The following is a 22,260-nucleotide window of genomic DNA, read 5'->3' as shown; positions in this document are numbered from 1 at the left end:
ACATGCCTAATTTCTTTATCGATCGCCCAATATTTGCGTGGGTGATCGCCATTATCATCATGTTGGCAGGGGGGCTCGCGATCCTCAAATTGCCGGTAGCGCAATATCCGACTATTGCACCGCCAGCAGTGACGATCTCCGCGACCTACCCTGGCGCTGATGCCAAAACAGTACAGGATACTGTTACGCAGGTTATCGAACAGAATATGAACGGTATCGATAACCTGATGTACATGTCCTCAAACAGTGACTCCACGGGTACCGTGCAGATCACCCTAACCTTCCAGTCTGGTACTGATGCGGACATCGCGCAGGTACAGGTGCAGAACAAACTGCAGCTGGCTATGCCGTTACTGCCGCAGGAAGTACAGCAGCAAGGGGTTAGCGTTGAGAAGTCATCCAGCAGCTTCCTGATGGTCGTCGGTGTTATCAACACCAATGGCACCATGACGCAGGAGGATATTTCCGACTACGTTGGCGCCAACATGAAGGACGCCATTAGCCGTACTTCAGGCGTGGGCGATGTTCAGCTGTTCGGTTCGCAGTACGCAATGCGTATCTGGATGGATCCGAACAAACTGAACAATTTCCAGCTGACGCCGGTTGATGTCATCAACGCAATCAAAGCGCAAAACGCCCAGGTTGCAGCCGGTCAGTTAGGTGGTACGCCGCCGGTGAAAGGCCAGCAGCTTAACGCGTCGATCATCGCGCAGACCCGTCTGACCTCCGCCGATGAGTTCAGCAAAATTCTGCTGAAAGTGAATCAGGATGGTTCCCAGGTTCGTTTACGTGACGTGGCGAAAGTGGAGCTGGGCGGCGAGAACTACGACATCATTGCGAAGTTCAACGGTAAACCAGCATCCGGTCTGGGTATCAAGCTGGCGACAGGCGCTAACGCCCTGGACACGGCAAACGCTATCCGCGATGAACTGAAGAAGATGGAACCGTTCTTCCCGTCAGATCTGAAGATCGTTTACCCGTATGACACCACGCCGTTCGTGAAAATCTCTATTCACGAAGTGGTGAAAACGCTGGCGGAAGCAATCATCCTCGTGTTCCTGGTCATGTATCTGTTCCTGCAGAACTTCCGCGCGACGTTGATTCCGACTATCGCTGTGCCGGTGGTGCTGTTGGGTACGTTTGCCGTCCTTGCGATTTTCGGCTTCTCGATAAACACCCTGACGATGTTCGGGATGGTGCTCGCCATCGGCCTGTTGGTGGATGACGCCATCGTGGTGGTCGAGAACGTTGAACGTGTTATGGCGGAAGAAGGACTACCGCCGAAGGAAGCAACACGTAAATCAATGGGCCAGATTCAGGGCGCGCTGGTGGGTATCGCAATGGTGCTGTCAGCGGTATTTATCCCGATGGCATTCTTCGGGGGTTCTACCGGTGCAATTTACCGTCAGTTCTCCATCACCATTGTTTCCGCGATGGCGTTGTCAGTACTGGTGGCATTGATTCTGACCCCTGCCCTGTGTGCGACCATGCTCAAACCGATTGCTAAAGGCGATCACGGAGAAGGTAAAAAAGGCTTCTTCGGCTGGTTTAACCGCATGTTCGATAAGAGCACGCACCATTACACCGACAGCGTGGGCGGTATTCTGCGCAGCACCGGTCGTTATCTGGCGCTGTATTTGATCATCGTCGTGGGCATGGCCTATCTGTTCGTTCGTCTGCCAAGTTCGTTCCTGCCAGATGAAGACCAGGGGGTATTCCTGTCAATGGCTCAGCTGCCAGCGGGTGCAACGCAAGAGCGTACCCAGAAGGTGCTGGATGAAATGACGGATTACTATCTGACGAAAGAAAAAGCGAACGTTGAATCGGTATTTGCCGTTAACGGCTTCGGTTTTGCGGGTCGTGGTCAGAACACCGGTATCGCGTTCGTCTCACTGAAAGACTGGAGCGAACGTCCAGGTAAAGAGAATAAAGTTGAGGCGATTACCGAGCGTGCGATGGGCGCATTCTCGCAGATTAAAGATGCAATGGTCTTTGCCTTCAACCTGCCAGCGATTGTGGAGTTAGGTACCGCCACTGGTTTTGACTTCCAGTTGATTGACCAGGCTGGTTTGGGCCATGAAAAACTGACCCAGGCGCGTAACCAACTGTTTGGTGAAGTTGCGAAACATCCTGATCTGTTAGTCGGCGTACGTCCTAACGGTCTGGAAGATACGCCGCAGTTCAAGATCGATATCGATCAGGAAAAAGCGCAGGCGCTGGGTGTTTCCATTAGTGATATTAATACAACGCTGGGTGCCGCATGGGGCGGAAGCTACGTGAATGACTTCATCGACCGTGGTCGTGTGAAGAAAGTTTACGTCATGTCTGAAGCGAAATACCGTATGTTGCCGGAAGATATTGGCAACTGGTACGTGCGCGGCAGCGATGGACAGATGGTCCCATTCTCCGCCTTCTCTACCTCACGCTGGGAATACGGTTCACCGCGTCTGGAACGCTATAACGGTCTGCCTTCCATGGAGATCTTAGGCCAGGCCGCACCGGGTAAAAGTACCGGTGAAGCGATGGCGATGATGGAGCAACTGGCCAGCAAACTGCCATCCGGTATCGGTTATGACTGGACGGGTATGTCCTACCAGGAACGACTGTCCGGTAACCAGGCCCCTGCCCTGTATGCCATTTCACTGATCGTCGTCTTCCTGTGTCTGGCGGCATTGTACGAGAGCTGGTCAATTCCATTCTCCGTTATGCTGGTAGTACCGTTGGGGGTTATCGGCGCATTGCTGGCGGCGACATTCCGCGGTCTGACCAACGACGTATACTTCCAGGTAGGCCTGCTCACAACCATTGGGTTGTCGGCGAAGAACGCGATACTTATCGTCGAATTCGCCAAAGATCTGATGGATAAAGAAGGCAAAGGTCTGATAGAGGCGACGCTGGACGCGGTCCGCATGCGTTTACGTCCAATCCTCATGACGTCATTGGCCTTTATTCTGGGCGTAATGCCGCTGGTAATCAGCTCCGGCGCAGGTTCCGGCGCGCAGAACGCCGTTGGTACTGGCGTAATGGGCGGGATGGTGACGGCAACCGTGTTGGCTATCTTCTTTGTTCCGGTGTTCTTTGTGGTGGTACGCCGCCGCTTTAGCCGCAAAAATGAAGATATTGAGCATAGCCACTCAGTCGATCATCATTGATACCTCTCTAAAGATAAGGCCGCGCAAGCGGCCTTTTTTCTGGAAAAATCATAAAATCCACTTATTGAAATTCGGTTTATTTTCTCCGGCTTAAATAAGCGATATAATCCCTGTAGCCTTAAAGGCTATTCTTAAAAAGTGTTGAGAGTTCTTATTTACCTTAATAAATATTAAGATTATTCCTGGTTATCGCGCCGTCCTGGCGGTTGTTGCCTGTCGTTGCGATAGCTAATGAAGATAACCCGATGATTGCCCGAAGAATAAAGAAATTGTCCGATTTCAAATAACTGTACTTATCTGTTAAAATGTAAAAATGACGCCACGTCATAATTTTGCATAATTGTAATTTTTCGTGATATGACGATGAAATCTTTTTTAGACTAGATTATAGTTAAATCATCAGGAGTCGCGGGCAAGTTCCAGGTAGTTTGTTGTATCCATCCCGAAGGTGTTCGGTTAGTTTAAGCCACGAAGAAGGGGATGCGTTATGGATGAATACTCACCCAAAAGACATGATATCGCGCAGCTTAAATTTCTCTGCGAAACTCTGTATCATGACTGTCTTACAAACCTTGAACAAAGTAACCATGGCTGGGTTAACGACCCTACCTCTGCAACCAGCTTGCAGCTCAATGAACTGATAGAGCATATTGCAACCTTCGCACTTAATTATAAAATTAAGTACAATGAGGACAATAAGCTGATTGCGCAGATAGATGAATACCTGGATGACACTTTTATGTTGTTCAGCAGTTATGGTATTAATACGCAGGATCTGCAGAAATGGCGGAAATCAGGTAATCGACTGTTTCGCTGTTTTGTCAATGCCACCAGGGCTAATCCTGTTAGTTTGTCTTGTTAAAAATTATTACAATCATAGGTAAGAGTTATGTCTGATAAACCATTAACTAAAACAGATTATTTGATGCGCCTGCGACGCTGCCAGACAATTGACACGCTTGAGCGCGTTATTGAAAAAAATAAATATGAATTGTCCGACAACGAACTGGCTGTATTTTACTCAGCAGCGGATCACCGTCTTGCTGAATTGACCATGAATAAGCTCTACGACAAGATTCCAACTTCCGTTTGGAAATTCATTCGCTAATTGCTCTCGAGGTTAAGTCAGGTATAGCGGGACATTTGTTTGTCTGACTGACCATTTTCGTATTTACAATGGTTATTTAATTCAAATCACGTGATTACGATCACAGCGAACCAACGGGAACGTTCCCTTTGCTTGCATTGCGTTTTACTGTGCTGAAATGATCATCAGGACACAGGGAATTCGTAATGAGTAAAGAAAAGCAAAAAATGATCGCCGGCGAACGCTATCGCCCGGCAGATGAAACGTTGCGCAAGGACCGACTACGCGCTCGTCAGTTGACTCACCGCTACAATCTCACCTCGCCAGAGGCAAAAAGTGAGCGTCAGGCCATCCTGCATGATCTGCTGGGTCAAAGCGAAGGTGCATATATTGAACCCTCTTTCCGTTGTGATTACGGTTATAACATCTATCTCGGTAAAGAATTTTACGCTAACTTCGACTGCATCATGCTTGATGTCTGTCCAATCCATATTGGCGACAACTGCATGCTGGCACCCGGCGTCCATATCTATACCGCGACACACCCTCTGGATGCGACCGAACGCAACAGTGGCCTGGAGTTCGGAAAGCCCGTGACTATCGGCAACAATGTCTGGATAGGTGGCCGCGCAGTGATAAATCCCGGCGTCACGCTCGGTGATAATGTCGTTGTAGCCTCTGGCGCGGTGGTGACGAAAAGCGTTCCGGCAAACAGCGTAGTCGGCGGTAATCCCGCGAGGATCATCAAAACGCTGTGATCTAAAATGTAACTGTTATGCTAAATTGCGGTTAATCTGTTACTACCTTCAGGTGGTATCCCCTTTTAAAATAGGGCGATCGCTCCTGAATTTTGCAGATATCACGAAGGCAAGAGATGACAGAAATACAGCGCCTGCTTACCGAAACAATCGATGACTTAAATATTCGCGAGAAGCGCGACAACAAACCGCGCTTTAGCATCAGTTTTATTCGCAAACATCCGGGGCTGTTTATCGGTATGTATGTGGCATGGTTTGCCACGCTGGCGGTAATGCTACAGTCAGAAACGCTGGTCGATTCGGTATGGCTGCTGGTAGTACTGTTTGTCATACTTAACGGCTTTTTCTTTTTCGACGTGGCGCCGCGTTATCGCTATGAAGACATCGACGTCCTGGATTTCAGAGTTTGTTATAACGGTGAATGGTACAACACGCGTTTTGTTCCCTCCTCACTCATCGACTCTATTTTGCACTCCCCTTCCGTTGATAGCGAGCATAAAACACAACTGCAAAAGATGATTTCACGTAAAGGCGAACTCTCGTTCTACGATGTGTTTACGCTCACCCGCCCGCAGGCCAGCCAGTAATTTCGCCTCTGACATAAAAAAGTGCGTCCCTGTAAAGGAAACGCACTTTAGTCCCTGAATGCCGGCAAAGAAATTAACGTCTTTTTTTACGGCCCTGTACCGCTTTAAATCGCGGATTTGTTTTACAGATAACATACAAACGCCCTTTGCGTTTCACTATCTGGCAGTCAGGGTGCCGCTGTTTTGCGCTACGAAGCGAATTGAGTACCTGCATTTTAACCTCGCTTAGCGCCAATAAAATGACCAAAACGTTTCTGGAAGCGGGCTGCGCTACCTTCGTTGTCAAAGGTCTTTTGTTTTCCGGTGTAATACGGATGTGACTTAGAAGAGATATCAAGGGTCACATACGGGTACGTTTTCCCCTCGAACTCAATCTCACGTTCGGTTTTGATGGTCGAACCGACCTTAAAGTATTCATTGGCACTGGTATCGTGAAACACCACGGTACGATAAAAAGGATGGATATCCGGTTTCATGGTAACCTCAAATTGTTACGTTATAACATAATCATTAAAGTACACCACTCTTATTTAAATCACAACCTGATTTACGCGACGGGCAAACAAACGGGGTGATAAGTGGCCCTAAATATATGATGCCAATCGAATAGCTTTTTCGGCTTTCGGATATACTTTCCTTACGCTGTGTTAATAAGGATATCATTGTGACAACACGACATCTGATAAGCCTGGTGACAGGGGTGCTGTTTCTTTCTATCCTCGCCCCCGTAGGTTTAAGCTTGTGGCTGGCACATCGTCAGGTCGAAACAAAGTTTATTGATGAACTCGATATGTTCTCCACACGAGTCGCATTGCGCACAGAACGCGTCGGCGAGCAGGCCAGGAAAGCATTACGCCACATAGAGTCCTTTCAGGGAGTGCCTTGTAGTGATGAGCATCTGCTGGAAATGCGTCGCTTGTCATATAGCTATCGCTATATTCAGGAAGTGCTGTATCTCAAAGACAATGTTCCACAATGTTCATCTCTGGAAAAAAACAGCCAGGCTGCCGCATTTCCACCAGCAATGAAAGTCACGCCGGATGGATATCGCGCATGGCTTACTACGCAAAATGATTTGGGCATCAAGCGTTTTATGGCAGCTTTAGGTAGCGAGCATTATGTCGTGATGGTCGATCCGGGTTCCTTTATTGATGTCATCCCGTTTGGCTCATGGCCAATCGAAGTCACTATCATTGGCACCGCGCGCAACGTGGTGGTTGCCAGTAGCGCCGCGCTGCCATCGGACGTTTTGCAGCATGTAAAACAAGAACATTCGATCACTCATTTTCAGAAAGATAGCAATATTTTTAATGCCCGCCCCTTTCCTGAACTGGGCATCACGATCGTCACCTGGGCATCTACCCTACCATTACAAAAAACCTGGCACCGACAAGCCCTGATCTGGCTCCCGGCCGGGATTATCATCGGCCTGCTTACCGCCGCCTTTATTCTGCGCATTTTGCGTCGCTTACAGTCCCCCCATCACCAGTTGCAGGATGCTATCCAGCATCGGGATATCAAGGTCCATTACCAGCCCATTATCTCGCTCACAACGGGAAAAGTGGTCGGGGCAGAAGCACTGGCCCGTTGGCAGCAGGCCGATGGGAGCTATCTGTCGCCTGAAATTTTTGTCGCGATGGCGCAGGAGACCGGACTGACAAAACCCCTCACGCGTTTGATAATTGAAAGCGTATTTGACGATTTAGGAAAATGGCTGCGCCAACACCCGGATCAGCATATCTCCATTAATCTTGAGTCAGCCGATCTGGCTTCTGAAACGCTTCCCGCGCTGTTAGGCCAGAAGGTAAAGCACTGGCAGCTTAAGCCAGCGCAAATCGCGCTGGAACTGACCGAACGCGAGTTTGCCGATCCGAAAAACAGCGCGCCGTTTATTGCTAAATATCGTCAGGCGGGACATTCAATATACATCGATGATTTTGGAACCGGCTATTCCAGCCTGAGCTATTTACAGGATCTGGATGTGGACATCCTGAAGATCGATAAATCCTTTGTTGATGCCCTGGAGTACAACAACGTGACGCCGCATATCATTGAGATTGCCAAGACGCTGAAGCTGGAAATGGTGGCAGAAGGTATCGAAACTGAAAATCAGGCAGCCTGGCTACGCCAACATGGCGTGCAGTACGGTCAGGGCTGGCTTTACAGTAAAGCACTGCCAAAAGCGGAATTTATTCTGTGGGCTGAAAAACGGCTGTGACATGGCTGTTGATGTTGAGATGGCTGGCGGCACGCCGCACAGCCAGTCACATCACTCGTCCATAATGGGCGCAAATCCGCCGTAGATCATTCGTTTGCCATCAAATGGCATAGACTCACCGAATTCCTTCATACGGGGATCGGACATCATCTTCTGATTCGCCGCATCGCGGACCTCTTTGGAAGGGTATTCAATCCAACTGAATACCACCTCTTCATGATCCTGCGCTTTCACTGCCATGCGAAAATCAGTTAATTTGCCGTCAGGGACATCATCTGCCCAGCACTCCACCACGCGTAATGCGCCGAACTCCTTGAAAAGCGGAGCTGCTTTCGCCGCCATCGCAATGTACGCCTCCTTGTTTTCAGCGGGTACGGCAACGACAAAACCATCAACATACTTCATGAGAAAAACCTCCGAAGTGTACTGCGCGGCAAGCCGATTCTGGCCGCGTCAGTCGAGGTTAAGTTTAGTCGCCAGCAGGCGATCGTGCCCCAGGTTCACTCCTGACTCGGATACGCGACTGTGGCTGTTGGCGAAACCACGGCAGGCAAATCTGAATTAACGGCCCGATAGCCAGCGCATACAATACCGTGCCAACCCCCACGGTTCCCCCCAGCAGCCAACCAATAAGCAACACTGACACTTCAATTGCGGTGCGAATGCGTCGTACTGGCCAGCCGGTACGTGCGTGAATACCGGTCATCAGGCCGTCCCGTGGACCCGCGCCAAAACCAGCGCCAATGTATAAACTGGTGGCTAATGCATTCAGGATCACCGCGGTCACCAGCAGGACGCTACGCGCCGGCAGGGATTCGAATCCCGGGATCACCACCAGCGCGGCATCTGCCGCCAGCCCAATCATAATAACATTGCTCAGGGTGCCAAATCCGGGACGCTGGCGTAGCGGTATCCACGCCAGCAGCACCAACACGCCTACGACAATGATCACCACGCCGATATTCATCGACAGTAAATTGGCCACCCCCAGATGAAACACGTTCCACGGATCGGCCCCTAAATCGGCGCGAACAAACATGGCCGTCGACACACCGTACAGCGCCAGACCGATATACAGCTGAAGTAAACGACGCAGCATGCTTTTTCCCCTCTCACTCTCAGATAGCTTTCATCTTCCCCGCAATTGGCACTATGATTAACGTCCAGTTTTCAAAAAGTGGACTGCTATGTCATCTCGCCGTTATGGAAGTCAGTCTTTGCAGCGCCTGCTCGGCCACTGGCAGGAAAGCCCCTCGCGAACGCCCCTCTGGCGACAGCTGGCAGAAGCGCTACGTCTATTGATTCTCGATGGTCGGCTGGCGCTGGATAGCCGTTTGCCCGGCGAGCGTGAACTCGCTGCCGTTCTGGAAGTGAGCCGAACCACTGTCGCCAGCGCGATGGCGCAACTGCGTGAAGAAGGCTATCTGGAGAGCCGTCATGGGAGCGGTTCGCGGGTTATTCTGCCGGAACATATTCGCCATGTGCCAACGCGAACCAGCACTGGCACAGCGCTTGATTTGTCCACGGCAGCGCTCAGTGCCGGCCCCGAAATTCATCAGGCTTATCAGCAAGCGTTGTTCGCGATGCCGCAGCATCTGCTGAGTTCCGGGTATCTGCCGCAGGGGCTGCCAGCTTTGCGTGAATCCATCGCCCGGCATTATTGCGAGCGCGGACTCCCAACGCAGCCCGATGAAATAATGGTGGTGAATGGCGCGGTCAGCGGTCTGGCGCTCATCCTGCGTTTGCTGACAGGTCCTGGCGATCGCGTCGTCGTTGATCACCCCACGTATCCACTGGCGATTGCCGCTATTCAGGGCGCATCCTGTCGACCCGTTGGCGTGTCGCTACCCGGGCAGGGTTGGGATACGGCGGGTCTGGTCGCCACTATTGCGCAAACGGCGCCCAGAATGGCCTACCTGATGCCGGACTTCCACAACCCGACCGGGCGTTGTATGGACGCCGCAACCCGCCAGGTCGTGGCGGATATTGCCGAAAGAACACGTACGACGTTGGTCGTCGATGAGACGATGGTGAACCTGTGGTACGACGCCCCGCCACCACCGCCGCTTGCCGCGTTCAATCGCGATGCCCCAATCATTTTACTGGGTTCGGCAGGGAAAAGCTTTTGGGGAGGATTACGTTTGGGTTGGATTCGGGCTTCGTCACGAACAATTGCCGCCCTGGTACAAACCCGCGACACTTTCGATTTGGGCTCTCCGGTACTTGAACAACTCGCCACCCGTTGGTTGTTGGATAACGCCGGGCGCTTTCTTCCTGACAGAAGACGCTTGCTGGCATCGCAGCGCGACCTGTGCTCCAGCCTGATGCATACACATTTCCCGGAATGGCAGTTTACCCAACCACAAGGAGGACTCTCTTTCTGGGTCGAACTGCCCGATACGCTGGCGACGCTCTTTGCTGCTCGCGCCGAAAGCGCGGGAATTCAGTTAGGAACCGGTACGCGCTTCGGCCTCGATGGCGCATTCGATCGTTTTTTGCGCATGCCCTTCACATTGCCGGATGATACAGCACGCGCCGCCTTCAGAGTGTTGCAACCCATTTGGGATAACCTGCGTTTGCAGGCCAGCAGCGGGAAAATGCGCAAAATAATTTAAGCGACGGCCCAAAGGACCCGCTTTTGTATGTTGTGACGGACAACAACGTCCCGGCACAATTACAACTGCGGAGGAACCGGAAAACCTTTCAGGGAAATCACAAAATTCTCACCGTCCTTCTTAATTTTTGCCCCGGCATCACACCAGTCGGAAGCAATACGGAAGAACTCATCGCTGCCGACATTCCAGCTCAGGCGAACATGTTTCACATAGCCAGAACGCAGCAATTCACAGGCTTCGCTGTAATTACAGGCGGTTGAGAACGATTGTTGTTTCATTTTTTCTTCTTCAGTAATCTGCGCAATGCTTTGATTTCTTTAGGAGTCAGTGCATCAACGACGGATTCTTCCGTATGCTGGCTGTCGATATCCTCAGCGGAGACTCCCGCCTCTTCAACGGCGGAAAAGGCGATCAGCAGCAGCTTTTCCGTCGCGACACTTAGATTTTCATTATGCACTTCGGCGTAATGACGAAGTTTTTCTTTCAGCGCTTCATCAATTTTGACATTCAGTACAGCAGTCGACATTGTAAAAAGTCCTTGTGATCGGCGACGGTAAAAGCGTCAAACAACATCCCCGAAACACATTGACAGCATTTGATGACAATAAAATGACAATACAGTGACAAAGAAAAAGAAGATAAGCAGAAGGAAATTGCCGGACGGCAGAATTGGGTGGGGGCCCTGCCAGCTACATCCCGGCACACACGTCATCTGCCTTGGCTGCTTCCTTCCGGACCTGACCTGGTAAACAGAGTAGTGTTGCGGGAGAACCAACAGAGCCCCCATTGAGAGCGTTGTTAACCAACGCGCAGGCGCATTATCACTGGTGTACCCTGTAAATGCAACCCATCCAGCATCGGATGCTGTTTTCTTGCGCAATGCGGCTTCACTCACTCGCCATTCAGGATTATGCTGAAGGATTAGCGCAGGAATAAATGATGGATATACAAGACACTTTCCCCCAACGCGTCTGGCAAATCGTCGCGTCAATCCCCGAAGGATTCGTCACCACCTATGGCGATGTCGCCAGACTTGCAGGATCGCCGCGCGCTGCGCGCCAGGTGGGCGGCGTACTTAAGCGTCTCCCCGAAGGTAGTTCCCTGCCCTGGCATCGGGTCGTCAATCGCCACGGCGCTATTTCATTGACGGGCCCCGATCTGCAACGACAACGTCAGGCGTTGCTGGCAGAAGGGATTGTCGTTTCCGGCAGCGGGCAAATCGATTTACAGCGCTATCGCTGGGTGTACTAACCCTCTCCTCATGGAGAGGGTTACGACTGCTTTAGTACTGCGTGGGAGCAGGAACGGCTGAAGACGGAGTCACCTGGGTTGGTGAAGTCGAAGGCACCGTGGTGGTTGCGCCGCCGCCAGCATTAAGCGGAACTGCGGTCTGCTGCACGGGAACCAACGTCAGGTCGGCTTTCGTCCCGCCCTGATTGATAACCGTCTGAACGGTATCGGTAATGAAGACCAGTTTGCCATTCACCGTAATTGCCGCACTCAGCAGAATACGCGCATTGGGCTGAATATCTGCCGGGTTAAACGGTAATACAAAGCTGAATGGCGCTTGCTTGCCTTCAGTACGCACCGCTTTTTGCGACAACACTTTTGATGGCGCATCGGCCAGCGACGCATCCGACAGCGTAACGGTCAGCACAGCATCCGGTGGCAAGGCCACTTTCTGGCGGATCCATACTGTACCAGATACATTCGGCTGTTGAATTTTAGACTGTGTGTCAGAAATTGACGTATTAGGGCTTGGCGCAGGTGTCTGAATATCTGCACTTTTATCGGCGCAGGCCGCCAGAGCGACTGCAACCGCTAAACCACTTACCATGTGCACGAGTTTCATTAAATTCTCCTTATCATCTATGCACCAGCGAGAACTTTCCTCGCCAGAAGAGTGGTTAACAAAAACATAACGTGATTAAGTGTGGCACAAGACAGCTGTTTTTGCCTGTAATAGGCCAGTAATTCAGACAATTGCACCCATCGGACCACTTTTAAAATTGCGTTATACTCTGCCTAACTCGCGCGACATCGATATCACCTGGAGAGCTCCTATGAGTCTGGCACTCAAAAATTTGCTGACACTGTTAAATCTGGAAAAAATTGAAGAAGGGCTCTTTCGCGGCCAAAGTGAAGACTTAGGGTTACGTCAGGTTTTTGGCGGACAGGTTGTCGGTCAGGCGCTGTATGCCGCGAAAGAAACCGTTCCGGAAGAACGTCTGGTGCACTCCTTTCACAGCTACTTTTTACGCCCCGGCGATAGCCAAAAACCCATCATTTATGATGTAGAAGTCCTGCGTGATGGTAACAGCTTCAGCGCGCGCCGCGTTGCCGCAATCCAGAATGGTAAACCCATTTTTTACATGACCGCCTCCTTTCAGGCACCAGAAGACGGGTTTGAACATCAGAAAACCATGCCGGATGCGCCGGGTCCCGATGAGCTGAAATCAGAAACAGAAATTGCCCGCTCAGTGGCGCATCTTCTGCCACCGTTATTGAAAGAAAAGTTCATCAACGATCGTCCGTTGGAAGTGCGCCCGGTGGAGTTTCATAACCCCTTAAAAGGTCATGTCGCACCTCCGACCCGTCAGGTATGGATCCGCGCCAACGGTGAACTGCAAGACGATCTGCGCGTCCATCAGTATCTGCTGGGTTATGCCTCTGACCTGAACTTCCTGCCCGTCGCGCTGCAACCGTACGGAATTGGTTTCCTGGAAAAAGGGATTCAGATCGCCACCATTGACCACTCAATGTGGTTCCATCGTCCGTTCAATATCAATGAATGGCTGCTGTATAACGTCGAAAGTACTTCCGCCTCCGGTGCCCGGGGCTTTGTGCGCGGGGAATTTTATACGCAGGATGGCGTGCTGGTCGCTTCTACCGTACAGGAAGGGGTCATGCGTAATCGTAATTGATGTCTTATCCGGCCTACAGGCTACATCGTTGTAGGCCGGATAAACGTTAGCGCTATGCGGCATATTGAGAAATCAGGCGTTGTAAGCGTTCTCGCCGTGACTGTTCACATCCAGACCTTCGCGTTCCTGCTCTTCTGGTACGCGCAGACCAACCGTCATATCTGCCAGCTTATAACCAATGAAGGCCACCACGCCGGACCAGACGATGGTGATTGCTACGCTTTCCAGTTGCACCAGTAACTGATGCCCCATGGTCACGCCCTCGGCAAACCCCACGCCCCCCAGCGAGCTGGCGGCAAAAACCCCGGTCAGGATACAGCCGACAATGCCGCACACGCCGTGAACACCAAACACGTCACACGGATCGTCCACGCGCAGAAAACGCTTCAGCATCGTCACTCCCCACAGGCCCGCCAGACCGGCTGCCACGCCAATAATCAACGCGCCGCCGACACCGATATAACCACATGCAGGCGTTACGCCAACCAGACCCGCAACGGCCCCAGAACAGGCCCCCAGCAGAGACGGTTTACCGCGCAACGCCCATTCCCCGAAGATCCACCCGAGGATGGCGGCAGCGGTGGCGACCACGGTATTGACGAAAGCCAGCGCAGCGATTTCATTCGCCGTGCCCGCAGAACCGGCATTAAAGCCAAACCAGCCAATGTAGAGAATGGCGGTGCCAGTGAAGACCATCGGCAGGTTATGCGGCTTAAAGGCTTCTTTACCAAAACCGACACGTTTGCCAATCAGATAAGCCCCCACCAGACCGGCTATCGCCGCGTTGATATGTACAACTGTCCCGCCGGCAAAATCCAGTGCGCCGTGAGAAGCCAGCAAACCACCGCCCCAGACCATGTGGGCTATTGGGATGTAAGACAGCGTTAACCACACGACCACAAAAATCAGTACCGCCGAGAAGCGAATACGCTCAGCCAGCGCCCCAACGATAAGCCCAACGGTGATACAGGCGAAAGAGCCCTGAAAAGCAACGTGAATATACTGGTAAAAGCTCCCCGTGACCGCCGTCAGCGCAATGTTCTTCAGTAATACCCAGTTGAAGTTGCCGAAGAAATTATTCCCTTCGCCAAAGGCCAGTGAATAGCCATAAACCACCCATAAAATACACACCAGGGCAAATGTCACCGTCACCTGAGTCAGCATCGACAACACGTTCTTACCGCGAATCAAACCGCCGTAAAACAGCGCAATGCCAGGAATGGTCATAAACAGCACCAGCGCGGTACAGATCATCATAAAAGCGTTATCCGCTTTATCCGCGACCGCCGGTGCCGCCATCGCCAGTCCCGGCAACAGCGCCAGTGAAGCAATACCTGTTTTCATCGTTGCTATCTTCATTTTTTGGTTTCCTATCACTGTGTGTCAGACGTTACAGTGCGGCTTCGTCAGTTTCGCCGGTACGAATACGAATCACGCGTTGCAGCTCGGCGACAAAGATTTTGCCGTCGCCAATTTTTCCGGTGTAGGCCGCCTTGCTGATGACATCGATCACTTCATCCAGTTGGTCATCGGCAATCGCCACATCAATCTTCACCTTGGGCAAAAAATTGACGCTATATTCAGCCCCACGGTACAGCTCGGCATGACCTTTCTGTCGGCCAAACCCCTTCACTTCGGTGACGGTCAGCCCCTGAATACCAATAGACGACAAGGCTTCGCGGACGTCTTCCAGTTTGAACGGTTTGATTACCACGGTAACCAGCTTCATAGATCTCCTCCAGTCAGAATTCAGTAGTGGCTGCAGATACACCAGATGAATACTGCAAGGGATGTGCCAGGAATGAAAAAGCAGGATGATTCGGGCCAGCCGAGGGGAGTTGGGGAAGAAGAAGAAAAAACGCACTATAACGGTGCATAGTGCGTTACATTTTTGCACCAGATTGTTGATTGCCGTCCGGCCTACGAAACCGGGTTGGTCTCAGCTATCAGGCAATAATGGAATCCTCTTGCGTACTGGCCGCCAGCTCTTCGCCCGCCAGCTGCAGTTGATACATCTGCCAGTAACGGCCTTGCGCCGCCAGTAATTGCTGGTGCGTACCACGTTCAACCGCCTGTCCACGGTGCAGTACCAGAATGGTGTCCGCATCGACAATCGTCGATAAGCGATGCGCAATCACCACCAGCGTGGTGTGTTCACGTACCGCCGCCAGCGCTTGCTGAATCGCCTGTTCCGTGCCGGAGTCAATACTGGCCGTGGCTTCATCGAGGATCAGTACCTGCGGCGTTTCAACCAGCACCCGCGCCAGCGCCAGCAACTGTTTCTGCCCAACGGAGAGATTATTGCCCTGCTCGCCCAGCCGGGTATGAATTCCCTCGCTCAGGCTGCGCGCCAGTTCCGCCAGTTGCACGGTTTCCAGCGCCTGCCATACCCGCGCTTCTGAGATATCGCGGCCCAGCGTGACGTTTGCCAGGAAGGTATCCGCCATCACCACCGGATCCTGCTGCACCATCGCGATGCCCTGACGCAATACCCCGTGGCTCAGCGAAGACAGCGGTCTCCCATCAAGGCGGATTTCCCCCTGCGTCAGCGGGTAGTATCCCATCAGCAGACTTGCCAACGTACTTTTGCCGCTGCCGGTGTGCCCGACCAGGGCCACAAAGCTACGCGAAGGCACGGACAGACTGATGTTTTGCAGCACCAGATTGTCGTCACGATAAGCAAATGAAACGTTATCTACCTCGATATCCCCACTCTTTAGCGGCTGGTCATCGTCACCATAGCGTTGACGTGGCCCATCCATCAATTCGAACACACGTTCACCGGCGACAACCGCCTGCTGCAGCATTGACTGCTGGGTCGTCAGCTCGATAAGCGGCTCGTTCAACCGCCCGAGATAGCTAATAAACGCATACAACACCCCCACCTCGATCGAACTGCCAGAGGTAAAGCTGAACAGCATCAATAAACCGCAGAGGATCAGCGCCGAGAAAAGGCTAAGCAGCGGACGCAGCAAAAAGCCATCCAGTCGCAGGGTCTGCATCCGCGCCATATAGTGCGAACGGCTGGCCTCGCCCATTCTCTCGCCAAATCGCGCCTGCTGACGGAACTGCTGGATAACACTCATGCCGTTGATGACTTCGTTAAAGCCATCGTTAATATCCGCCAGATAAGCGCGAACCCGGCGCACAATCGGTGTGCTGTAGCGTTGATAAATCACCATCACCACCAGCACCGCCGGGAAAATGACCATCGCGACCAGCGCCATACGCCACTCCAGGCTAAACATCGCCACCAGCATCGCGCCGATCAAGGCCGCACTGCGCAGAACCGTTGCCACTACCGTCACATACAGGTCACGAATCACTTCAGTGTCATTCGTCACTCGGGAGATAAGCTGCCCGACGGGCTGAGTATCAAAGGCGCTGAGCGGCTGGCGAAGCGCTGCGTCCATGACATCGGTGCGCAACTGTTGCACCACGCCAACTGCCGCCTGATTAAATAACAGTGACTGCGCGTAATGCAGGCCCGCCGCCAGCAGCTGCAATCCCACATACGCCGCAACCAGCCCGGCGACCATCGCCAGTGGCAGGTTGTTTTTCGCCACCATGTTATCGATAAAATAGCTTATCAGCAGCGGGCCGCTGACTTCAGCCGCAGCCGCCACCCACAGCATGACTACCGCTATCGCCAGCGGTTTTCGCCATGGCGAACCGTACTTCAGCAGCCTTTTCAGGGTCGGCCATAATTGCCCAAAACTACGCATTAGCCGCCTCCCCGTTTATCTCTGGCGCATCGGACAGCGCCGCTTCCAGTTGCTGATAGCGAAACATATCGCGATACCAGCCTGACTGCTGCACCAACACGTCATGCTCACCACGCTGAGCAATATGCCCATGCTGCATCACAATAATCTCGCTGGCTTCCGTCAGGGCCGATAAACGGTGAGCGCTGATAATCACAGTTCTGCCTTCGCCCCACTGGCGCAGGTTATGCAGGATCTGATGCTCGGTACGGCCGTCTACTGCCGACAGCGCATCATCCAGGATCAGAATTTCAGCATTCAACAGCAACGCGCGGGCAATAGAGATTCGCTGTTTTTGCCCGCCGGACAGCATCACGCCGCGCTCGCCCACTTCAGTATCATAGCCTTGCGGAAGACGTAAAATATCCTCATGAACGCTGGCGAGACGCGCCACATGTTCGATCTCTTCCTGCGTGGCCTGCGGGCGTCCTAACGCGATGTTATTGGCGACGGTATCTGAAAACAGGAACGGCGTCTGGCTAACCACCGCCAGCCGGCTGCGCCAGCTATCAAGTTGTAAGCGCGATAACGGGATATCATGAAAACGTATATCCCCTTGGCTGATATCGAAATGACGCTGGATCAGCGACAGCACCGTACTTTTCCCCGCGCCGGTCGGGCCGCAGATGCCCAGCATCTGTCCGGGTCTGAGCTGGAAATTCACGTTTTCCAGCGCTGGCTGAGCCGTCAATGGGTAGCGAAATTCGCGAATCGCCACCGCCAGCTCGCCGCGTCCTTCAGGCACCAGTTCAGTACCGTCATCCACCACCGGCGCTTCAGCCAGCATGGCGCGAATACGGCTGTAGGCGGCGCTGCCGCGTTCGACAATGTTAAACATCCATGCCAGCGCCAGCATCGGCCAAATCATCAGACCGAGATACATCATAAAGCTGGTGAGCTGGCCGAGCGTCAGCGAACCGTGCACCACCATCCAGCTTCCTCCGGCAATCGCCAGCAGGTTAGCCATCCCAATGGCGATATAAATCGTTGGGTCAAAACGGGCGTCAATACGCGCCACCCGCAGGTTTTTCTTACCGGTGTCTTCAGCATCTGCGGCAAATAACGCCGACTGCCGATCCTCCAGGCCAAAAGCCTTGATCATGCGAATGCTGGTCAGGCTCTCCTGAGTACGATCGTTAAGACTGGAGAACGCCGCCTGCGCCAGCTTAAAACGGTGATGGAGTCGATCACCGTAACGTTTGATCATTAACGCCATCACCGGCATCGGCAGTAACGCAATAAGCGTCAGTTGCCAGCTTATCTGCGTAGACATCACGATCAGTACCGCACACCCCATCACCAGCGAATCCACCAGCGTCAGCACGCCTTCGCCAGCGGCAAACACCACCCGATCGACATCGTTAGTGGCGCGCGCCATTAGATCACCCGTACGGTGGCGCAGATAGAACTCGGGGTGCTGGCGACTCAATTGACGGTAATAATCTTCCCGCAGCTCAACCGCCAGTTGGTAGGATGCGCCAAACAGCAGTACGCGCCAGACATAGCGCAGCAAGTACACGACCACCGCAATCAGGGCGATTGTGCCAACCCACATCAGCAGCCTCTCGGTGGTGAAGCGTTGCGCTGTTACGCCATCCACAATGATCCCGACCACTTTCGGCGGAATAAGCTGAAGGATAGCGATGATAATAAGCAGAGCCACTGCTCCAAGGTAGCGACGCCACTCCCGGCGGAAGTACCAGCTTAATTGAGCAAATAATCGCACGCGTTATGTCCTGACAAGATTTCCGGCAATGAGCGCCGGGAGAATTATTCAATCGGTAGAGCAGTTGTGTATTTAATCTGTTCCATCGCAAAGCTGGAGGTGACATCAGACAGGCCCGGCACGCTGTTCACCAGGCGCTTATAAAATTCGTCATAGCTTTTCATATCGGCGACCTGGACCCGCATCAGGTAGTCATACTCCCCTGCCATACGCCAGAATCCCAGAACTTCCGGCATTCCGGTGACTTCGGTGACAAAGCGGCAATACCATTCGCTGCTGTGGTGCTGAGTCTTGATCAACACAAACGCGGTTAAGCCCAGCCCCAGTTTTTCGGGATCCAGCAGGGCGACTCGCCCCAGCAGGATACCATCATCTTCAAGCCGTTTGAGGCGTTTCCAGCAAGGGGTGGTTGTCAGATTAACGGCATCTGCTAACGCCTGCAAAGAAAGGGTGCAGTCTTGTTGCAGTAAGCCGAGCAGCTTACGGTCAATTTTGTCTAACATATCCACTCCACAGAGAAGAATTTTCTCCTTACATTCTATTTTAAAGGCTAAATGGCAACAATTTTTTCCGTGCTTTTCGCTATTCTGGGCACAAAATGACAAATGGATATCTTTTAATGATGAATAGCTCCTGGGTTAAAAACGCCATCAATGAAATCAACGCGGATTATCAGCGTTCTGCGGATACGCATCTCATTCGTCTGTCGCTCCCGGCGTTTCCGGGCATTCAGCTCTATTTAAAAGATGAGAGCACGCATCCGACCGGGAGCCTGAAACATCGTCTGGCACGCTCACTGTTTCTGTATGGACTGTGCAATGGCTGGATCAAAGAAGGCACTACCATCATCGAGTCATCATCCGGCTCAACGGCGGTTTCCGAAGCGTATTTCGCCCGTCTGTTAGGATTACCGTTTATCGCCGTTATGCCTTCGTGTACTGCGAAACGTAAAATTGAACAGATTGAGTTTTACGGCGGGCGCTGTCATTTCGTGGAAAGCGCCTGCGAAATTTATGCGGCTTCTGAACAATTGGCGCGTGAGCTGAACGGCCATTACATGGATCAGTTCACTTACGCTGAGCGCGCCACCGACTGGCGTGGTAACAACAATATTGCCGACAGTATCTTTCGGCAGATGCAATGCGAGCCCAACCCCGTTCCCCGGCATATCGTGATGAGTGCCGGAACCGGCGGCACCTCGGCGACCATTGGCCGTTATATTCGTTGTCAGGGTTACGACACTCGTTTGATGGTGGTGGACCCGGAAAACTCGGTCTTTCTGCCCTTCTGGCAAGATCGCGATGCAACCTTACGCAGCCCGGTAGGTAGCAAAATCGAAGGTATCGGTCGCCCACGCGTAGAACCGTCTTTTATTCCTGATGTGGTCGATGAAATGCTGCGCGTGCCGGATGCCGCCAGCGTGGCCACCGCGCACTGGCTGGAGACGCAGCTAGGCCGTAAAGTTGGCGCCTCAACCGGCACCAACATGTGGGGAGCATTACAACTTGCCGCCCGTATGCGCGATGCAGGAGAAACGGGATCGCTGGTGACGTTGTTGTGTGACAGCGGCGAACGTTATCTGGAAACCTATTACAACCCGCAGTGGGTCGACGCGCACATCGGTGATTTAACGCCGTGGAAAGCGGAGCTGGCTCAACTCCTGAATACCCACTAATCAGACAAAAAAAAGCCAGACGCGAAGTCTGGCTTGCTGGAAGGGATCTCTCATTCGGGGGAATAAGGTAGATGCGGATTGTCCAGCCAATGCGTCAAAAAGTGTGATACTGCCTGATTACGGCAATGCCCAATCACCGATAAATGAGGCAGTTCAGCAATCAGTTGCGGCATCGCGTTACCCATAATCAGGCCGCGCCCTACGCTACTTAACATTTCGCGATCGTTCATGGCATCGCCAAACGCCATACACTCGGCCATTGAATAACCTAAGTGGTTGCTTAATACCGCCAGCGCAGAACCTTTATTACATCCCAGCGGCAGCACCTCGAGGCAATCAACCGCGGAGAAACAGAGATTCGCCTGTTCACCCAGCGCCTCATTGAGTTGAATGCGCAGACGAATCAGCGTGTCATGATCGCCGCAGAAACAGATCTTCGTTACCTGGTGGGCGGGAATACGTTTCACATCCACGATCTGGTAACGAAATCCGCTATACACATGCGCCTGAAGCAGCGCTGGAATTTCTTGTTCGGTGAACCAACCGTTGTCATTAAAGACATGCATGCTGGCCGTGGTGTCCCACTTCTGGTGCAATACACTATCCGCAACATTCGGATCCAGATCCTGGCGGTGCAGCACATCACCCTCCAGCGAGTGAATGCGCGTACCGTTACCCGTGATTAAAAAGGCATCCAGCGAAATAGAACCCAGAATGTGGCGCATCTCCAGCACATGGCGACCGGTGGCAAATGTCAGAGTGATATCACGTTCACGCAGGCGTGCCAGCGTTGAAAGCGTTTCATCACCTAAATGGTGATTCGGCATCAAAAGAGTGCCATCCATATCAAATGCAGCCAGACGAGCCATTTCTTTCTCCACACTGTGAGGCGGTTAACTTGTGATTCAGTATCACCTGAGATATACGGAAGTAATAGTGAATAGATAAAATGAATTGTTCCGGGTTTATATGCGACTATTGAACCGACTAAATCAATACCAACGCCTGTGGCAACCCTCGAACGGGGAGCCGCAGTTGGTGACCATTGGCGAACTGGCTGAACGCTGTTTTTGCAGCGAACGTCACGTGCGAACCTTGTTAAAACAAGCGCAGGATGCAGGCTGGCTGGAGTGGCACGCCCAATCGGGGCGGGGTAAACGCGGGCAACTACGCTTTTTAGTTACGCCGGACTCGCTACGCAATACCATGATGGAGCAGGCGCTGCAAAAGGGGGAACAGCTTAGCGTGCTGGAGCTGGCCCAACTGGCGCCGGGTGAATTAAGAACCCTGCTACAGCCGTTTATGGGCGGCCAGTGGCAAAACGACACGCCAACCCTGCGTATCCCCTATTACCGCCAGCTCGACCCTTTGCACCCTGGATTTCTCCCTGGCCGCGCAGAGCAACATCTCGCCGGGCAGGTCTTCTCTGGCCTGACCCGGTTTGACACGCATACACAGCGCCCCTGCGGTGATTTAGCTCACCACTGGAATAACTCCGCCGACGGCCTGCGTTGGGATTTCTATATTCGCTCCACGCTGTACTGGCATAACGGCGATGCCGTCAGCAGTACGCAGCTACATCAGCAGTTGCTGAAGCTGTTAGAACTACCCGCGCTGAATAAGCTGTTTATCAGCGTCAAACGTATTGAGGTGACCCATCCCCAGTGTCTGACCTTTATTCTGCATCGTCCCGACTTCTGGCTGGCGCACCGTCTGGCAAGCTACAGCAGCCATTTGGCGCATCCGGAACATCC

General features: G+C 52.6%; 23 protein-coding genes, 1 other RNA gene and 1 pseudogene. 11 read left to right on the top strand and 14 right to left on the bottom strand.

Features of this window, described 5'->3' with window-relative positions:
• Positions 1–2: 2 nt before the first annotated feature.
• The 5 genes from acrB (at position 3) to KQJ18_RS08290 (ending at position 5,584) form a co-directional block, all read left to right on the top strand.
• Positions 3–3,152 (top strand): efflux RND transporter permease AcrB, encoded by a 3,150-nt coding sequence (gene acrB, locus KQJ18_RS08310; RefSeq protein WP_216421815.1) that lies wholly within the window; start codon positions 3–5, stop codon positions 3,150–3,152.
• Positions 3,153–3,639: 487 nt separating this feature from the next.
• Positions 3,640–4,014: an Hha toxicity modulator TomB gene (tomB, locus tag KQJ18_RS08305; protein ID WP_216421814.1), complete on the top strand. Its 375-nt coding sequence runs from the start codon at positions 3,640–3,642 to the stop codon at positions 4,012–4,014.
• Positions 4,015–4,041: 27 nt separating this feature from the next.
• On the top strand, positions 4,042–4,260 hold the full coding sequence (locus tag KQJ18_RS08300; protein ID WP_002892050.1) for an HHA domain-containing protein: 219 nt from the start codon (positions 4,042–4,044) through the stop codon (positions 4,258–4,260).
• Between the two features lie 185 nt (positions 4,261–4,445).
• Positions 4,446–4,997 carry a maltose O-acetyltransferase gene (gene maa, locus KQJ18_RS08295; protein ID WP_121528689.1) on the top strand — a complete coding sequence of 184 codons (552 nt, stop codon included), beginning with the start codon at positions 4,446–4,448 and terminating at the stop codon, positions 4,995–4,997.
• Positions 4,998–5,113: 116 nt separating this feature from the next.
• The gene (locus KQJ18_RS08290) at positions 5,114–5,584 is read left to right on the top strand and encodes a YlaC family protein (protein WP_069323967.1); all 471 of its coding nucleotides are present in this window, start codon (positions 5,114–5,116) and stop codon (positions 5,582–5,584) included.
• Between the two features lie 73 nt (positions 5,585–5,657).
• On the opposite strand, the gene ykgO is transcribed toward KQJ18_RS08290, so the two are convergent.
• The gene (gene ykgO, locus KQJ18_RS08285) at positions 5,658–5,798 is read right to left on the bottom strand and encodes a type B 50S ribosomal protein L36 (protein ID WP_005125190.1); all 141 of its coding nucleotides are present in this window, start codon (positions 5,796–5,798) and stop codon (positions 5,658–5,660) included.
• Position 5,799: 1 nt separating this feature from the next.
• Positions 5,800–6,060: a type B 50S ribosomal protein L31 gene (locus KQJ18_RS08280; protein WP_038638331.1), complete on the bottom strand. Its 261-nt coding sequence runs from the start codon at positions 6,058–6,060 to the stop codon at positions 5,800–5,802.
• Between the two features lie 188 nt (positions 6,061–6,248).
• Between KQJ18_RS08280 and KQJ18_RS08275 the strand changes: the two genes are divergently transcribed.
• Positions 6,249–7,802 carry an EAL domain-containing protein gene (locus KQJ18_RS08275; RefSeq protein WP_085047627.1) on the top strand — a complete coding sequence of 518 codons (1,554 nt, stop codon included), beginning with the start codon at positions 6,249–6,251 and terminating at the stop codon, positions 7,800–7,802.
• Positions 7,803–7,853: 51 nt separating this feature from the next.
• Here KQJ18_RS08275 and KQJ18_RS08270 read toward each other — a convergent pair whose 3' ends face one another.
• Positions 7,854–8,207, bottom strand: coding sequence for a DUF1428 family protein (locus KQJ18_RS08270; protein ID WP_042310059.1), 354 nt, complete (start codon positions 8,205–8,207; stop codon positions 7,854–7,856).
• 64 nt (positions 8,208–8,271) lie between these two features.
• Complete coding sequence (locus tag KQJ18_RS08265) at positions 8,272–8,901, bottom strand: hypothetical protein (protein WP_069323965.1); 630 nt, start codon at positions 8,899–8,901, stop codon at positions 8,272–8,274.
• An 88-nt stretch (positions 8,902–8,989) separates the two neighbouring features.
• On the opposite strand from KQJ18_RS08265, the gene KQJ18_RS08260 reads away from it, so the two are divergent.
• Positions 8,990–10,417 carry a PLP-dependent aminotransferase family protein gene (locus KQJ18_RS08260; RefSeq protein WP_121528688.1) on the top strand — a complete coding sequence of 476 codons (1,428 nt, stop codon included), beginning with the start codon at positions 8,990–8,992 and terminating at the stop codon, positions 10,415–10,417.
• Between the two features lie 59 nt (positions 10,418–10,476).
• On the opposite strand, the gene KQJ18_RS08255 is transcribed toward KQJ18_RS08260, so the two are convergent.
• The 3 genes from KQJ18_RS08255 to ffs all read right to left on the bottom strand — a co-directional run bounded on the left by KQJ18_RS08255 (position 10,477) and on the right by ffs (position 11,194).
• Positions 10,477–10,695: a hypothetical protein gene (locus KQJ18_RS08255; protein WP_038638314.1), complete on the bottom strand. Its 219-nt coding sequence runs from the start codon at positions 10,693–10,695 to the stop codon at positions 10,477–10,479.
• A complete protein-coding gene (locus KQJ18_RS08250) occupies positions 10,692–10,943 on the bottom strand; it encodes a hypothetical protein (RefSeq protein WP_038638313.1) in 252 nt (83 codons plus the stop codon). The genes KQJ18_RS08255 and KQJ18_RS08250 overlap by 4 nt, the downstream gene beginning before the upstream one ends.
• A gap of 154 nt (positions 10,944–11,097) precedes the next feature.
• Positions 11,098–11,194, bottom strand: an RNA gene (ffs, locus tag KQJ18_RS08245) — signal recognition particle sRNA small type.
• A gap of 84 nt (positions 11,195–11,278) precedes the next feature.
• On the opposite strand from ffs, the pseudogene KQJ18_RS08240 reads away from it, so the two are divergent.
• Positions 11,279–11,668 (top strand): annotated as a pseudogene (locus KQJ18_RS08240) (MGMT family protein).
• Positions 11,669–11,699: 31 nt separating this feature from the next.
• Here KQJ18_RS08240 and KQJ18_RS08235 read toward each other — a convergent pair.
• A complete protein-coding gene (locus tag KQJ18_RS08235) occupies positions 11,700–12,269 on the bottom strand; it encodes a YbaY family lipoprotein (protein WP_038638307.1) in 570 nt (189 codons plus the stop codon).
• Positions 12,270–12,480: 211 nt separating this feature from the next.
• On the opposite strand from KQJ18_RS08235, the gene tesB reads away from it, so the two are divergent.
• A complete protein-coding gene (gene tesB / locus KQJ18_RS08230; RefSeq protein ID WP_038638304.1) occupies positions 12,481–13,341 on the top strand; it encodes an acyl-CoA thioesterase II in 861 nt (286 codons plus the stop codon).
• A gap of 72 nt (positions 13,342–13,413) precedes the next feature.
• On the opposite strand, the gene amtB is transcribed toward tesB, so the two are convergent.
• The 5 genes from amtB to decR all read right to left on the bottom strand — a co-directional run bounded on the left by amtB (position 13,414) and on the right by decR (position 19,334).
• On the bottom strand, positions 13,414–14,700 hold the full coding sequence (gene amtB / locus KQJ18_RS08225; RefSeq protein ID WP_085047630.1) for an ammonium transporter AmtB: 1,287 nt from the start codon (positions 14,698–14,700) through the stop codon (positions 13,414–13,416).
• Between the two features lie 31 nt (positions 14,701–14,731).
• Positions 14,732–15,070: a P-II family nitrogen regulator gene (glnK, locus tag KQJ18_RS08220; protein WP_006685697.1), complete on the bottom strand. Its 339-nt coding sequence runs from the start codon at positions 15,068–15,070 to the stop codon at positions 14,732–14,734.
• A gap of 217 nt (positions 15,071–15,287) precedes the next feature.
• Positions 15,288–17,066 (bottom strand): SmdB family multidrug efflux ABC transporter permease/ATP-binding protein, encoded by a 1,779-nt coding sequence (locus tag KQJ18_RS08215; protein WP_137351077.1) that lies wholly within the window; start codon positions 17,064–17,066, stop codon positions 15,288–15,290.
• Entirely contained in the window at positions 17,059–18,831 is a 1,773-nt protein-coding gene (locus tag KQJ18_RS08210) for a SmdA family multidrug ABC transporter permease/ATP-binding protein (RefSeq protein WP_185655547.1), read from the bottom strand. The genes KQJ18_RS08215 and KQJ18_RS08210 overlap by 8 nt, the downstream gene beginning before the upstream one ends.
• Before the next feature lie 44 nt (positions 18,832–18,875).
• On the bottom strand, positions 18,876–19,334 hold the full coding sequence (gene decR / locus KQJ18_RS08205) for a DNA-binding transcriptional regulator DecR (RefSeq protein ID WP_003831023.1): 459 nt from the start codon (positions 19,332–19,334) through the stop codon (positions 18,876–18,878).
• Positions 19,335–19,450: 116 nt separating this feature from the next.
• On the opposite strand from decR, the gene KQJ18_RS08200 reads away from it, so the two are divergent.
• Positions 19,451–20,506 carry a PLP-dependent cysteine synthase family protein gene (locus KQJ18_RS08200; RefSeq protein WP_110498633.1) on the top strand — a complete coding sequence of 352 codons (1,056 nt, stop codon included), beginning with the start codon at positions 19,451–19,453 and terminating at the stop codon, positions 20,504–20,506.
• 50 nt (positions 20,507–20,556) lie between these two features.
• Here KQJ18_RS08200 and cof read toward each other — a convergent pair whose 3' ends face one another.
• Positions 20,557–21,375, bottom strand: a complete 819-nt coding sequence (gene cof, locus KQJ18_RS08195) for an HMP-PP phosphatase (RefSeq protein ID WP_121528685.1) — start codon at positions 21,373–21,375, stop codon at positions 20,557–20,559.
• Positions 21,376–21,475: 100 nt separating this feature from the next.
• Between cof and KQJ18_RS08190 the strand changes: the two genes are divergently transcribed.
• Positions 21,476–22,260, top strand: a 785-nt coding sequence (locus KQJ18_RS08190) for an SgrR family transcriptional regulator (protein WP_216421813.1), incomplete at its 3' end; no start/stop codon positions are given.

Origin of the sequence: Citrobacter sp. S55_ASV_140, assembly GCF_018919505.1 — a bacterium.
In the GTDB taxonomy this organism is placed as follows: Bacteria; Pseudomonadota; Gammaproteobacteria; order Enterobacterales; family Enterobacteriaceae; genus Citrobacter; species Citrobacter werkmanii.
Note: the sequence above shows the minus strand (reverse complement) of the source record. Positions and strands in the feature narration are given on the sequence as shown.

What these genes read in the sequence shown, in the direction of transcription:
- cof (WP_121528685.1), bottom strand. Translation starts at nt 21,375, where the DNA reads ATGGCTCGTCTGGCTGCATTTGATATGGATGGCACTCTTTTGATGCCG.
- ykgO (WP_005125190.1), bottom strand. Translation starts at nt 5,798, where the DNA reads ATGCAGGTACTCAATTCGCTTCGTAGCGCAAAACAGCGGCACCCTGAC.
- KQJ18_RS08280 (WP_038638331.1), bottom strand. Translation starts at nt 6,060, where the DNA reads ATGAAACCGGATATCCATCCTTTTTATCGTACCGTGGTGTTTCACGAT.
- KQJ18_RS08255 (WP_038638314.1), bottom strand. Translation starts at nt 10,695, where the DNA reads ATGAAACAACAATCGTTCTCAACCGCCTGTAATTACAGCGAAGCCTGT.
- tomB (WP_216421814.1), top strand. Translation starts at nt 3,640, where the DNA reads ATGGATGAATACTCACCCAAAAGACATGATATCGCGCAGCTTAAATTT.
- KQJ18_RS08250 (WP_038638313.1), bottom strand. Translation starts at nt 10,943, where the DNA reads ATGTCGACTGCTGTACTGAATGTCAAAATTGATGAAGCGCTGAAAGAA.
- tesB (WP_038638304.1), top strand. Translation starts at nt 12,481, where the DNA reads ATGAGTCTGGCACTCAAAAATTTGCTGACACTGTTAAATCTGGAAAAA.
- acrB (WP_216421815.1), top strand. Translation starts at nt 3, where the DNA reads ATGCCTAATTTCTTTATCGATCGCCCAATATTTGCGTGGGTGATCGCC.
- KQJ18_RS08270 (WP_042310059.1), bottom strand. Translation starts at nt 8,207, where the DNA reads ATGAAGTATGTTGATGGTTTTGTCGTTGCCGTACCCGCTGAAAACAAG.
- glnK (WP_006685697.1), bottom strand. Translation starts at nt 15,070, where the DNA reads ATGAAGCTGGTTACCGTGGTAATCAAACCGTTCAAACTGGAAGACGTC.
- decR (WP_003831023.1), bottom strand. Translation starts at nt 19,334, where the DNA reads ATGTTAGACAAAATTGACCGTAAGCTGCTCGGCTTACTGCAACAAGAC.
- KQJ18_RS08215 (WP_137351077.1), bottom strand. Translation starts at nt 17,066, where the DNA reads ATGCGTAGTTTTGGGCAATTATGGCCGACCCTGAAAAGGCTGCTGAAG.
- KQJ18_RS08260 (WP_121528688.1), top strand. Translation starts at nt 8,990, where the DNA reads ATGTCATCTCGCCGTTATGGAAGTCAGTCTTTGCAGCGCCTGCTCGGC.
- KQJ18_RS08300 (WP_002892050.1), top strand. Translation starts at nt 4,042, where the DNA reads ATGTCTGATAAACCATTAACTAAAACAGATTATTTGATGCGCCTGCGA.
- KQJ18_RS08235 (WP_038638307.1), bottom strand. Translation starts at nt 12,269, where the DNA reads ATGAAACTCGTGCACATGGTAAGTGGTTTAGCGGTTGCAGTCGCTCTG.
- KQJ18_RS08290 (WP_069323967.1), top strand. Translation starts at nt 5,114, where the DNA reads ATGACAGAAATACAGCGCCTGCTTACCGAAACAATCGATGACTTAAAT.
- maa (WP_121528689.1), top strand. Translation starts at nt 4,446, where the DNA reads ATGAGTAAAGAAAAGCAAAAAATGATCGCCGGCGAACGCTATCGCCCG.
- KQJ18_RS08200 (WP_110498633.1), top strand. Translation starts at nt 19,451, where the DNA reads ATGATGAATAGCTCCTGGGTTAAAAACGCCATCAATGAAATCAACGCG.
- amtB (WP_085047630.1), bottom strand. Translation starts at nt 14,700, where the DNA reads ATGAAGATAGCAACGATGAAAACAGGTATTGCTTCACTGGCGCTGTTG.
- KQJ18_RS08265 (WP_069323965.1), bottom strand. Translation starts at nt 8,901, where the DNA reads ATGCTGCGTCGTTTACTTCAGCTGTATATCGGTCTGGCGCTGTACGGT.